The organism is Peribacillus sp. FSL E2-0218 (assembly GCF_037992945.1).
Classification (GTDB): Bacteria; Bacillota; Bacilli; order Bacillales; family DSM-1321; genus Peribacillus; species Peribacillus simplex_B.
In genome coordinates this window covers 2,389,852-2,402,818 of sequence record NZ_CP150304.1, presented here as the reverse complement: position 1 = coordinate 2,402,818, position 12,967 = coordinate 2,389,852, and the positions used below count along the sequence as shown (strand labels likewise).

14 protein-coding genes are annotated in these 12,967 nt (G+C 38.2%); 5 read left to right on the top strand and 9 right to left on the bottom strand.

Going from position 1 to position 12,967, the window contains the following annotated elements; all coding sequences use genetic code 11:
* Positions 1 to 567 precede the first annotated feature (567 nt).
* Both MHI53_RS11600 and MHI53_RS11595 read right to left on the bottom strand, forming a co-directional pair.
* Positions 568 to 1,533: a peptidoglycan-binding protein gene (locus tag MHI53_RS11600; RefSeq protein ID WP_081092375.1), complete on the bottom strand. Its 966-nt coding sequence runs from the start codon at positions 1,531 to 1,533 to the stop codon at positions 568 to 570.
* Between the two features lie 267 nt (positions 1,534 to 1,800).
* Entirely contained in the window at positions 1,801 to 3,924 is a 2,124-nt protein-coding gene (locus MHI53_RS11595) for a glycoside hydrolase family 3 N-terminal domain-containing protein (protein ID WP_340373538.1), read from the bottom strand.
* A 189-nt stretch (positions 3,925 to 4,113) separates the two neighbouring features.
* Here MHI53_RS11595 and MHI53_RS11590 point away from each other — a divergent pair, with 189 nt between their 5' ends.
* Positions 4,114 to 5,028 (top strand): AraC family transcriptional regulator, encoded by a 915-nt coding sequence (locus tag MHI53_RS11590; protein ID WP_061141963.1) that lies wholly within the window; start codon positions 4,114 to 4,116, stop codon positions 5,026 to 5,028.
* Positions 5,029 to 5,427: 399 nt separating this feature from the next.
* Here the strand turns inward: MHI53_RS11590 and MHI53_RS11585 are convergent, their stop codons facing one another.
* Positions 5,428 to 5,742 carry a hypothetical protein gene (locus MHI53_RS11585; protein ID WP_340373537.1) on the bottom strand — a complete coding sequence of 105 codons (315 nt, stop codon included), beginning with the start codon at positions 5,740 to 5,742 and terminating at the stop codon, positions 5,428 to 5,430.
* A 735-nt stretch (positions 5,743 to 6,477) separates the two neighbouring features.
* On the opposite strand from MHI53_RS11585, the gene MHI53_RS11580 reads away from it, so the two are divergent.
* Entirely contained in the window at positions 6,478 to 6,570 is a 93-nt protein-coding gene (locus MHI53_RS11580) for a hypothetical protein (RefSeq protein ID WP_340373678.1), read from the top strand.
* A gap of 429 nt (positions 6,571 to 6,999) precedes the next feature.
* Positions 7,000 to 8,277 carry an IS1182 family transposase gene (locus tag MHI53_RS11575; protein WP_340373536.1) on the top strand — a complete coding sequence of 426 codons (1,278 nt, stop codon included), beginning with the start codon at positions 7,000 to 7,002 and terminating at the stop codon, positions 8,275 to 8,277.
* Between the two features lie 145 nt (positions 8,278 to 8,422).
* Here MHI53_RS11575 and MHI53_RS11570 read toward each other — a convergent pair whose 3' ends face one another.
* A complete protein-coding gene (locus tag MHI53_RS11570) occupies positions 8,423 to 8,623 on the bottom strand; it encodes a hypothetical protein (protein WP_061141442.1) in 201 nt (66 codons plus the stop codon).
* A gap of 201 nt (positions 8,624 to 8,824) precedes the next feature.
* Here MHI53_RS11570 and MHI53_RS11565 point away from each other — a divergent pair, with 201 nt between their 5' ends.
* Positions 8,825 to 9,070, top strand: a complete 246-nt coding sequence (locus MHI53_RS11565; RefSeq protein WP_061141443.1) for a hypothetical protein — start codon at positions 8,825 to 8,827, stop codon at positions 9,068 to 9,070.
* A 580-nt stretch (positions 9,071 to 9,650) separates the two neighbouring features.
* Here the strand turns inward: MHI53_RS11565 and MHI53_RS11560 are convergent.
* Together MHI53_RS11560 and MHI53_RS11555 are read right to left on the bottom strand one after the other, a co-directional pair.
* Positions 9,651 to 10,079, bottom strand: coding sequence for a DUF5082 family protein (locus MHI53_RS11560; RefSeq protein WP_061141444.1), 429 nt, complete (start codon positions 10,077 to 10,079; stop codon positions 9,651 to 9,653).
* Between the two features lie 153 nt (positions 10,080 to 10,232).
* A complete protein-coding gene (locus MHI53_RS11555) occupies positions 10,233 to 10,481 on the bottom strand; it encodes a hypothetical protein (protein WP_340373535.1) in 249 nt (82 codons plus the stop codon).
* A 245-nt stretch (positions 10,482 to 10,726) separates the two neighbouring features.
* Between MHI53_RS11555 and MHI53_RS11550 the strand changes: the two genes are divergently transcribed.
* Positions 10,727 to 11,137 carry a hypothetical protein gene (locus tag MHI53_RS11550; RefSeq protein ID WP_061141446.1) on the top strand — a complete coding sequence of 137 codons (411 nt, stop codon included), beginning with the start codon at positions 10,727 to 10,729 and terminating at the stop codon, positions 11,135 to 11,137.
* 74 nt (positions 11,138 to 11,211) lie between these two features.
* Here MHI53_RS11550 and MHI53_RS11545 read toward each other — a convergent pair whose 3' ends face one another.
* From MHI53_RS11545 to MHI53_RS11535, 3 genes are all read right to left on the bottom strand, one after another.
* Positions 11,212 to 11,508 (bottom strand): hypothetical protein, encoded by a 297-nt coding sequence (locus MHI53_RS11545; protein ID WP_100532298.1) that lies wholly within the window; start codon positions 11,506 to 11,508, stop codon positions 11,212 to 11,214.
* Positions 11,509 to 11,656: 148 nt separating this feature from the next.
* The gene (locus MHI53_RS11540; RefSeq protein WP_061141448.1) at positions 11,657 to 11,836 is read right to left on the bottom strand and encodes a DUF3951 domain-containing protein; all 180 of its coding nucleotides are present in this window, start codon (positions 11,834 to 11,836) and stop codon (positions 11,657 to 11,659) included.
* 50 nt (positions 11,837 to 11,886) lie between these two features.
* Positions 11,887 to 12,912, bottom strand: coding sequence for a serine hydrolase (locus MHI53_RS11535; RefSeq protein WP_340373534.1), 1,026 nt, complete (start codon positions 12,910 to 12,912; stop codon positions 11,887 to 11,889).
* Positions 12,913 to 12,967: the final 55 nt, after the last annotated feature.

Genomic DNA, 12,967 nt, shown 5'->3' with positions numbered 1-12,967 from the left:
AGAAGACTCAAGGTTTTGGAAAAAGGAAAAACTACGCCGATTCACATCCTGAAACAAAATAAAAAGAGCCATTAGGCTCTAAAATAATCTGGTAATTATTATCTTAATCCATCCAAAAAAAGAGACCCATAACGGTATGCTTAAAGATGTACCAAACAAAAGACCTTTTAAAAAATTTCCTTCGTCCTTATTCACCATATTGCACACACCTCTCGGCTTCACTTTTAGTACCATCATTTTAAATGAAAGCGCTTCCTTTGTATATGGTTCAATTGATACAACCTCTACCTCCTCTCAAAAAAACTCGTTTAACTGTATGTACCTTTTAGGAATGATGTTTAAACTGTGTCAGGTAGATAGTACCTTACGATCATTTTCTTTATTGATTACCTCTACCCGGCATGTGGCCATTTTGCTTGGTAAGCCTCGCTTTACCAATATTTCCAGTAGCTGATCAGCACTTGCTTTTAGCTCCTGCACCCTTACCGCCTAACCTTCAGCAAAAAAAGCCCTCTAATGGACTTTTTTGATAAACTATAAGCATGATCGGCACTAATCGAACTCAAATCATTCGAATAATTTGGCAAATGTATTTTCTCCTGCAATGCCATCTGCATATATTCCAACAGACCTTTGAAATGCTTTCACTGCCGATTCCGTTCCACTCCCAAAGATACCGTCTATCCCCCTTGGGTTGAAGCCTTCCATATAAAGTGCCGCTTGAAGAATATAGGTGATATTGCCTTGGGCTCCTTCCCTCACATTAGGTGAGGCAGCTCTTGTTCGCGGTCCCCATAATCCATCGACAGTAAGCTTTGCCCCATATTGTTTATTCAATTCCGTTTGATACCCCTTGATCAGCGCGTTCTTCGTATTCGGCCCATAATAACCATCCACCGCGATTTTTGCTTGATACCGCTTATTCAATGTGGTTTGGATGGACTTTATGGTTGGATCTCCACTGTCCTTTTCAGGCGGGTCTTTTTCGATGACATCCGGTTTCACACCTGACCCAGGTGATGGTGTGGTCCCAATCACCTTTGATGTCAAATTAGGCTTTAAGCCTTCCTGAAGCTGAGTATACGAGAGCCCATCGGTCATTTCCAGGTGTGGATAATCTTTAAAACTTGACCAGTCCCCGCCCCACGCAAAGCCCAATGATTTACCGATTGCCCCTGCCCTCCTCCATTTTTCATCAACAGTCCAGATCGCATTTTTGCCATCATCGCTTACGATGAAGAAATCGATGGCCAGTCCATAATTATGGTAGGATTGACCTGGCAGCGCATTAGTCACTACCGGTTTTGATAAATCACTATAATTCAAGCCACCGTAGCTATATCCTAAGCGCCCTTGACCATACAACTTCGCTTGCTCTTCCATTGAGCGATAGCCGGCACTGATTTGCACAAAAATGCCTTCTTTGTATGCCCGTTTAATCATTTCCAATGCTGATTCCTTGACGACTGGGTGTATTCCGCTGCCCATGTTCTTTTCCGATCGTTCCAATAATGTTTCCAATTTGACTGTCAATTCAATCACCTCCAAATATATTATGGTGCTTATCAGGAAATGCTTGTACAATTTAGAAAAAACACCCGAAAAATGCTCTTTAGCTCCAAATCAACCCTATTAAAATATTTTATTAAACCAAATAAAAGAAACCACTTCATAAGTGGTCTCAGTTTGTAGACAAAAGAGGGCGTAATTCAAAAATTCCTATAAACATGTTTTAAAATTATAACTCTTTTTAATCTTGGCATTTCCTTATGGGTTGTGACAGCTTCGCTAGTACCTCTATTAATAGGTTAGTCCATGACCAAGTTTATAGATATTACCATCGCTATCCTTATATGCATATGATAGTCCTGCAGGCATATATTTGTCCTTGTCATAACCAGGTACATCGTTTCTAGACACACATTCACCATTCTGACGAACGGCAATTACATCTTCACTCGCTGGTAATGTTAATGGTAGAACACCTACTGGTTTACTATTACCTGCGATAACCTCAAACTGTGCATTATAGAAGGTATCGTATCCAGCGATTAAAGCATCAGCCATCGGTTCAATATTTTCAAGTATCCATGGCAAGGTTACATTCACACTGATAACGACTTTTCCACTACGGCTATGAAGGTTGTCGCTCACTTCTTTTAGATGATCCATACCAGTTATAGTCGTTTCCTGATACAGTGAGCCATCTAAAGCTGATACTACTTTCCCCTCACAAACCTCAAGCTCTAATAGTCCTGGTGTCGCGTTGAAATAAGAACCGGATTTTGGATGTAAGAATATGATCGCTACTTCAGCTTCTTCATAATTAGTAGTCATCGAAAAATGGCCGAGCTCTTGACACTCTTTCCTTGCCTTTTCAGTATATTTTGTTGCCCGTTCTACATCCTTGTGCAATACTTCCACATATACTTTTTTACAATTAACCTTTTCAGCAGTTAATGGTAACGTCTCGTTTTGATTTTTAAGGATCGTTACAGATTTTTTATGCCCTTCATAAGCTGCTTTCCAATTCACTTTGTTACTAACTACAGCTGTAGCCTCTTCTGGCGAATTATATGTACGGTCATCGAAAATACCTAATGTAAACATTTCTATCAGAAGTCGTACATTCGCTTCATTAATGCGCTTTTCGCTAATCCAGCCTTTACTAACAGCCATTTTAAGATTTTCTATATCATTTGTGTCCGCAACTATATCTGTCCCTGCATTGACTGCTTTCGCAAAACGTTCAGCCTCACTTAATTCTTCTACGCCCCAGCTCATATTATTCACAATGCCGCTGTCACTATTGATATAGCCCTTAAATCCAAGTTTTCCTCTTAGAATATGATTAATGAAATAGTGATTGAATGTGAAGCCTACCTCTTCGAATGGAATGTCTTCACCCTCGAACTCTTGTACCACACTCTTCTTGATACTTGGTATAGAATAATAGGGCATGATAGATGATGTACCATGTTCTACCGCTGCTCTAAATGGTGGTAAGTGATATTTTTCTAAGCTTCCTGGAGTAGGGTAAAGATTCCACTTTCCTTCTTTATAATGAGGATCGAATCCATTTTCCCTTGCTCCTCCACCAGGAAAATGCTTCGTTGTCATGGCAATACTGTTTTTGCCTAATTCCTCACCTTGGAATCCATCGATAAGACGACCAATAGCATCAGAAATAAATTCTGGATCTTCTCCAAACGTACCATAGGCTCGTTGCCATCTCGGATCTGTAACCGTATCCGCCATGTACATATACCCTTTTCTGATACCTGTAGCATTCCACTCTTCGCGAGCGATTTTAGCAAATTCGCTAATAAGTGTTGCATCTCCACCGTTTTTAATATCTCCCTGTGCTGCCGCTGCAAGACCAAGGGTTCCAGGCCATGTGGAGAAAATTCCACCTGCATCATTCATACCAAAAATAGGTTCTGCATTTTCATTTCTTGAATTGGATGTAATCAAGCAAGGAATACCTAAACGGGTTCCCTCAGCAACTTCATTCATTTTATTAATCCATGCAGCCATTTCAGCTGGGCTAAAGTTGTCTCTTAATATGAAGTGTCTTACATTCCTTTTCTCGATCGTATGTGTTGTTCCGTATATTTTTGATGCAGCGAATATATTTTCCCCTTTTTCCACAATCGCTTCATCCAATATACCCTCATGGCTTGTCTTTTCTTTATTTTCCTGAGAAAGCCCCATTTTGCGCGTATTAATCAGCATCATACCGATCTTCTCATCGATATGCATCAATGAGACTAGGTTCTCCGCACGTTCCTTTGGACTCAAACGCCAATCCTTATAAGGTTCTAGCTTCCCACTATTATTCAAATCCTTAAATTTAAATCCGTCAACTTCGATAATATTCTTCACTCTAACTTCTAATTCTGGTTGTTTATGATACTTTTCCATTGTATTTCCTCCTAAACTTTACCTTCTCCTCGCTCTACCCTTAGAAGGAGCCAGTTATGATTTCCGCAACTTGTTCAATAAATTTGATATCGCTTTCTTTACTGTTATAATAACAACTAAAAGTTAAAAATAAATGGCGTAAATTGCTCAAAACATTGCAATTGTTGCTATTTGAGAGGTTGACGAAATATGAAGCAATCTAATCTAATTCCTGTCATCAATAGAGGGTTTAACATTCATTACTTTAGCAAAAAACATCCATCCCATGATTGGCTCAAAATTCATGATAAATCTCCTGAGGAATTTTCCAAAATCGAGTCCTTGTTCCAATTGCATCAGCATGATGTTTTAGAAGTGCTCGTTTTTTTAGATGGAGAATGTGACTTCTTTTGCGAAGGAAAAACTTATCCCTTAAAGAGAGGCGATGTCGTCATCATCCCTCCCTATGCTGTTCATAAGGCAAATGTTAAGAAAATGGACAGATATGAACGAATCATTATTAGCGTTAGTGAGCATTTGCTGAATGACTTCCTTTCAAGTTCACCAACGATGAAAGAAAATATCATTTATCAAAAAACATTAGATACACACGTGTTACATTTACATACAAAGCATTTCCAGACAATTATTTTTTTACTAGATGAAATCACTCAAAACATTGATAAAGGCGAAGAAAATCTCCCCTTCACATTAAACTATCAATTATTTCAGGTGCTCCAAACGATCTTCGATTCCTCTAATAGTAAGGCTAGTCACGGAAATAAGGACGAACTGGACCAAAGATTCCTATCAATAGTAGAGTATATCGAATCACATTTTACAGATCAGGATTTAAGTTTAGACATTGTAGCGAATCATTTTCATTTAAATAAATATTATTTTTCACATTATTTCAAGAAAAATATGAACCTTCCTTTTTACCGTTACGTATCATTAAAACGCCTATCTTTTGCCGTAACGATGATTAAGAAAAATCAGATATCCATAGAGAAAGTTGCCTTACATTGCGGTTTCCTAGATTATTCTAGTTTTTATCGACTCTTCAAAAAAGAATATAATATTTCTCCCAAAAAACTCCAAAAAAGATTTCAAAATTCATACTAAGATGCGGCTTTCATGAAAGGAATAACAAAGAGGCTTCCCAAAAGTACAATGAACCATGGAGAAGCATCGATAAAAATTCTCAATATTTAAAAAGTGAAGGAAAAATCGAATCCAGGAACTGAAGCCAGCAGCTCATATTCCATATTTGTTTGGGCCAATCCGTATTTGACTCGTTAAGACCTAATGAGCATCAAAGGTAGTTAATTATTTAACGTTTTACCCTCCCATTTCTCTTTTTCTTTAAAGAATGTAACAAGACAACAATTTGTCATGTTGAAACGAAAATATATTATCCGCGAACATTTAAAGAGAATTCTAAAAGGGGTTCGGAATCAATAATTCCGAACCCCTTTTGTCTACAAACTGGAATGCCTATATATAGGCATTCTTCATCGTTTATTATGACCATTTTTCTTCATCATCAATCCATTGATTATTTTTTAACTCATATGATTTAGTATCGTCGTGGAAAACAAAGAAACATGGTACATTCAATATATCCCCGCATGATTTTTTCCAACATTGACCGAACCAATCTGTAAACGCTTTTTGTTCTAACTCGTATATTGCTGGATAATTTTCTTCGTAAAAATTATCAAGAAAATCATCCAATGAATGGTCGATTAACTGATAGTATGTTACATCAGGAATTACATCAACCTGCAAAAACTGAATGGGCTTATTTTTAAAATAATCCTTTTGAAGCGCATCCAATACAATATACGCCTTTTCCCCCAAAAATACCTAGAATTAATTAAGTGTTTATATTTGCAACAAAAAAAAGCCCTCACAATGTTAATCTTCCGGAAATAGTTTCATCGAGCAGATCTAGTTGACGAGCTTTATAAACTTATTTCGCTGTTCTTTAATCACCACGAGCAATTCTTCCCCCGTCTTGAAACTATTACATAGGAGTATTCGGGTACAAGTGCTACATAAAAATAAAGGCGTGGCAAAATACTGATGATACTTATTCATTCCCATCTGAGATTACTTACGATTATACCATTGTTACACCTATAACTAAGGGGTACCTGAGTTTCCCATCTTCCGCTCAAATTGACGGGCTGTTACAAAAATATCTAGTTGATAGATTACTAACCATCATTAAAACCAATCAAAAACAATTCGAAATAACAGCATTACTTATTATAATTATGCTGCTGGAGATTATAGTAGCGCTTTTGAGGGCAAGCATTTTTCGGAATTACAAACAAACGTAAAAGAAAAACAGGAAAATATCAAAAAAGTTATCATCTATATCCAGTAGAATTACGATAAAAAAATAATGCTTGATGACTTAGCCTCCCTTTTAATATGAATAAAAAATTTTTTCAAAATATTTTCATCACTCAATTGTAAAACGCTCATTACGTATATAAATGAATATGTGAGAAAGCGGCCGAGTTGTTAAAAAGCAGCGATTTAAAAGTCTTGGATATTTCCTTCATGGTTGGATTTGAGAATTTCAGCTATTTCATCAGGAGATTTAAAGAGCATAAGCGTTATCCCCCATTCAATACAGAAAGCAATTTCATATGAGGGGCATTTCAAATTAACTCAAGAAATGTCACCATATGTATACAGATTCTTCCATTCTTAATTCTCGTGGCTATACCGTATGAATAGGCCCCAGCGTGTCTCGTTCGTTCTCCAAGCCCAAAAATAAAAAAGCACAATCCATAAGCGGATTGTGCTTCAGACTGTAGACAAACTCGATGAAAATCGAGTTTGTCTATTTTTATGGCCTGTACAATTTAGACGTTGATTTCCACTCCAGGCACTCGCTTTCCGCGGGCGGTCGGGGAGCCTCCTCGGCTTTGCCTGCGGGGTCTCCCCTAGACGCGCTTTTCCCGCAGGAGTCTCGTACCTTCCGTTCCAATCAACTTTGTCTTACCTTTTAGATAGAACACTTTTGACTGGAGTCATTTTTGTTTTAAAATTGAAGTATTAAAACTTGAGGTGATGAGGATGCTTTCTAAACATGATTCTATTCAGCGAGATCAACTTGAAATGATTACTTTAGATCAACTGGTGCCACCGAACCATTTGGTTCGTAAAATGGAGGCTGCCATTGACTTCACTTTCATTCAATATACCTTCGGTATTCGTTCCATGCGTAAAACGATTGAAGAAGTTGAAACCAATATGGCTTACCGTTGGTTCTTAGGCTATGGTTTCCATGATAAAGTACCTCATTTCTCTACGTTCGGAAAAAATTATGAGCGACGCTTTAAAGATACAGACCTGTTTGAACAGATTTTCTGTCGCATTTTAATGACAGCTGCTAATAAAAAGGTAATAAGTGTAGAACACGTTTTCGTGGATTCCACACATGTGAAAGCCAGTGCGAATAAACGGAAATTTGAAAAGAAAATCGTTCGTAAAGAAACACGAGCGTATCAAGGACGTCTTCAAGAAGAAATCAATCAAGATCGTGAAAACCACGGAAAGAAGCCTTTTCCACCAGATAAATTTGATAAGGAAGAAACCAAAGCAATTAAAGAAAGTACTACGGATCCTGAGAGTGGCTACTATGTGAAAGATGAACGAACAAAACAGTTTGCCTATTCATTCCATGCGGCCGCAGACGGCAACGGTTTTGTATTGGGAACGATTGTAACACCTGGTAATACACATGACAGTCATATTTTGGAGCCACTTGTTGAGCAAGTGATTGAGAAAGTTGGAAAACCAGAAGCAGTTGCCGCAGATGCAGCTTATAAAACACCAGCGATTACAAGCTACCTATTTAACAAAGAAATCACACCTGCTTTACCCTATACACGTCCTCGTACAAAAGAAGGATTCTTTCGCAAACATGACTATGTTTACGATGAACACTTTGATTGTTACCTTTGCCCTTCGGGAGAAACTTTAAAGTACTCAACAACAAATAAAGAGGGCTATCGCGAGTACAAATCGCCCAAACAAATTTGTGCAACATGCTCATTTTTATCACGGTGTACGGAAAGCAAAGACCATCAAAAAGTAGTGACACGGCATATCTGGCAAGCATATGTGGAAGAAGCAGATCATCTGCGTCATCATCAAGAGGTAAAACCTATATATGCGAAACGCAAAGAAACGATTGAGCGTGTATTCGCAGATGCAAAAGAAAAGCATGGTATGCGTTGGACTACTTTAAGGGGACTTAAAAAATTGTCGATGCAGGCGATGCTTACTTTCGCTGCCATGAATGTAAAGAAGATGGCCACTTGGACATGGCAAGGTCCTAAAACGGCTTAACATAGTGGCTCGAAGAGCCCAAATCTCGTAACCTTTGGTCAAAATTTCAAAGGAATTTCAAAAGGGGTTCGGAATTTTTTAATTCCGAACCCCTTTTGTCTACAAACTGAAGCACAATCCATAAGCGGATTGTGCTTCATTTTTGTTATTCCGATTTTTCGTTGCCGTTCCCAATAACCTTGATCAGTTCATCAAGCTTCTCATTTCTTTGCTGATCCAATTTAGTTTTGGCATTGATGAATTTTATTATCTTTATAACAAAATAAATACTGAGAATAAGAAGGCCTAGGTATAACAATATTGGTACTATTGCAAAAAGTCCAATTAATCCGCCGGAATGGTCCAAATGATTTTCCTCCTAATGTAAAATATACCTTCATTATACAACATTTATCTTTCAAAAGGAGATCCTTGCATCTTAATAAGCTTATTCCATTCCCCTTATTTCCCCTCCGTAATATGAATAAGCTTTGATCAATGACTTTATTTTGCCTTCGAGCTCTTGAAGCCATATAATAGAACTAGTAATGGTAAAGGGGGAATGCACATGAACCAAGGTAGAGATCCTCTCGCTTCATCACTGGCAACTCATTTACATATCAGGCTCACTCGTTTGGCAGAAGAAAGGGATATCTCTCTGGAAAGATTATTGGATAAATCCGTCGAATTGCTGCTTGAATATATGGAAGATAACGAATTGATCACCGACCATGTCAAGCTAAACAATGTGGAAGCCATTAACAAAAATAAAGAAATCATTCAACATAGCAAGGAAATCTTAAAAAAAGATTAGCAAAAACACTCAGTCATCACGGTTGGGTGTTTTTTCTTCTTCAAATGATATCGTCCATTTTTCCTGATTCATAATAAAAAAAGGACAGTCCCTCGGACAGTCCCTACTTCACAACTGCTTTACACAGTTGCTTCACCCAAATATTATTAATACCGGTGTTTGTTTTTGCACTTATTGCATTTGCAGCATTTTCTAGGAACCCATACAGTACAAGGGTCATTTTTCTCATAACATTTCTCCACATAACAACAATTTGTCTTCATCCTAACACCCTCCTTACTATTGTATATGCTTGGACTGATGGAAGGTGTGGACAAGTAGCCATAATTTAAAAAATCCTTTTTTCGGTACTTGCTGTTTAACCCCTGAAATGGAATGTTATCGCTCTAACTGTCGTTTCAACCCCAAAATTCAGGATATTTGAACCTAATTGGCAGTATTATCTACGATTTTTCGGATTTATCAATCAATACAGCGATTTTATCTACGATTTTTGAGATTTATCAACCAATACAGCGGGTTTATCTACGATTTTTGAGATTTATCAATCAATACAGCGGGTTTTATCTGCGATATTCTGTTAGAACAACCGCCTTTTTAAATCGGCAATTTTACTTTCCACCTGCTCGAATGCCTCTTCTCCTTTGTTTAAAAGGTGGTCGGCTTCTTGGGCTATATTCCCTGCTATACTCAGAAGCGTATTCTCGGCATTGAGCTTGGTGATCATCGCTTCGATTTTCCATTGATAATCATCATAATCGTCATGTATGACACCGAACATCACCTGATAAGCGTCCTGACGGGCTTCTTGAAATTTATCCGAGCGCTCCCCTGTCCAGTTTTTTCCTAGCTCGGGAGTTTTTATGTTCCTGATTTCGTTAAGGCACATACTTTGTTCTTCCATAATTTCGTTTTTCGCCTTTACTAGACGGTCAATTTTTTCATTTATATTAGCCTTTTTACTGGATATTGCAGAATGCATTTGACTCAAAATATCTGCATAAACCATGAAACTCACCTCGTAAATAGTGTATTTCTTCTATCACCTATATATTTTCCTTATGTAAGATTATAAGAGATTGAAGTCCAGGAGATAAATAGGGAAAAATATCCTATTTTAGCGATATTCATAAGCGTTTTATTGCCAATCTTAAACAAAGATTTATTCAAACTGTCCTTCGTTATACTTGTGCATTAAAACGCTCCGCACGAATTCGCTGCAGCTTCCAGACAAATGTGACCTTTGGGGATGTAACAAATCTCCATAGGGCACATCACCGACAAACTTTACTTCGCCTTCAAATTTTTTTTCAATTCCAGCATCAAAACCGGATACCTTAACAAAACAAGTATTATGTCCCGTTTTCATAAAATCGATTATCGTTACATCATGATTATGTTTGTCATTCATTTCTTATCCTCCAACGCTGAAATTTATCCACCACTCATTTTTTTATAATCTTATACATAAAAACACCAACCAAAACGAGTAACGCTACTATCACTATGGGCATGATTATATTGTTCATGGGATACACCAGCTTTCTACTATGTATTGGCTGCCATGACATTTCAGCTTGCTTTTTTCATGACATGACCTTCCACTTCTATATAGTTTTATAACCTGCTATAATCTAAGGATTGGAGGTGTGAAAAATGAAAGAATTCATCGAGATATTAGCAGAAATCGTAAATAATCTTCACGATTTCATCCTGTTTTTTGTGAGTGACACGTTACATTCGAATGCAACGGACAAAGATCTCCATTTTTGGATCATGGGAATCATCGGTATCATCATCTTTTTGTTCGTATTCATTTTATCGACCATCATTTCCCGGATGCGCTTTGGGATTACAATCCTTTCTTTTCTATATACTTTTACCGTCATGGTCGTGTTGGTGTTCGCAATTGAAATACAGCAAGCCCTTACCAGCAGGGGAAATATGGAATTTCAAGATGCTGCAGTAGGCCTTTGGGGCTTTATCGTATTTTTCCTGTTTTTTGCTGTCGCCTCATCGATATTCCTTGTGCTAAAAAAGTTCCTCACGCAATCAAAAACAAGGTAACGAAGTGTCACCTTGTTTAGCTTTATCGGCAATTATGAACACCCAAAAACAGGTTTCAGGCGAAATAATCGTGTTCATTCCTTCGGTTCAGTTTCATTAAATATATCAATACTGAATAAATTAAACGAATCGTCGTCATCAATATGTTCCCGATCGTACCCAGATAGGTCTGGACCATTTTCCCGGCGACGGCGGTTCACTTCCCGTAATTCCGCTTCTAAAAATTCAGCTTGAGCGTGGGAAAGCTTGATCGTAATTTCATTCTTTTGCTCATCTGCCGCTTTCAAAAGAACATAACTATCCGCTGCATTGCGCAAAGTGACATTACTCAATGTTAAGTTCATGTTTGCCAGTTCATATCTTGCCTTCATAACGTAAAAAGACCCTCCACCCTAAACTACCAGTTAGATTCATGTATATTAAATATACTCTACTTCAAGCTATTTAACTATACAAATTCTTTGATCGGTCCTTTCCATCTTTTTATAGCAAGGGGCTTACTTAAAAACAGCCAGCCCTTCATTCTCCAAGGTTTGAAATTTGTGCCCGCTGTTCTCTTTTTCCTTCATCTTTTCTCCCCATCACCATATCATCGTAAGGTGTATACCCGTTAGAAGGCGTTTTTTTTTTGAAAAACATTTTAAAACCAACAAGCCCGACAAGGCCTACTATAGCAATCGGAAATAGCGCAGGCAGCATGCTCTTCACCCCCTAATGCCCATGCATATGAATAATAAATCTTCCTACCGTTATAGTTCATTCTCGATCAAGCAAGCTATATCATATGGGCCGCTGCTTTCATTCGAAGAAATCACGGTTGTGAGGCGGTGGGCTGGATAGACAGCGGAATGGAAACTTACACCAGGGTCATATCCCATAATGTGATATTTGAATATCTCGCCATTTTTCTTGCTGATCCATAGCCCATACCCATAGTAATTGCCTTTAGCGTCCGTCGAAATGTGGGGCTGCAATAATACATGGGTATATTCTCGATTCAGCAATCGATTGGAAAAGAGACCTTCCCAAAATTTGACCATATCCGCTGCCGTAATGAACGCCCCACCATCCGCCCCGCCTTTGATAGGAAGCGAATATACATTCGTTCTCCATGTTCCGTCCGCTTCGTCTATGTACCCGAGTGCCGTGTTTTCAGGCAGACTGTCCAGGGAGAAGTAACCGGAACCTTTCATATCACAGGGTTGAAAAATGAATTTATCGATATATTCGGAAAATTCAAGTCGTGACTGTTGCTCTACGATCAACCCTAATAAAATATAACCGGCATTATTATAATGAAATCTTTCCCCTGGCTTGAACATCATCGCCTTATCCTGAAACATTGGCAGGAAATCCGTTAATTTTTTTATATGGTACATCGGATTTTTCTGCCATAGCTCTTCGAAGTCCTCCATCACAGCTTCATCAAAGTAATCAGGAATACCGGCAGTATGTGTCAAAAGATGATGGATCGTTATCTGTGGGGGGAAATGTGGAAACTCGAACGATAGACATTCATTTATTCGCGAGTCCAATGTGAGTAATTCATTTTGAATCAGTTGGCAAATCGCGATCGAGGTGAACAGCTTGCAGCCAGAAGCGATTCCGAACCTTGTTTCCGTCGTATTCACGATTTCGTCCGATCGATTGGAATAACCGTGTGCCGAACAATAAATTAGCTTATCTTCCGCCTTCACGCCAATTACACCCGAGAATTCCAGTTCCTTGCTAGCTTCATTAATCAATGTAGATAGTTCCATATTGACGGTGGACATGTAATACACCCCTTTGTCGGTACATTATTTTTCAATCTTGATGTTTTAGTAAAGG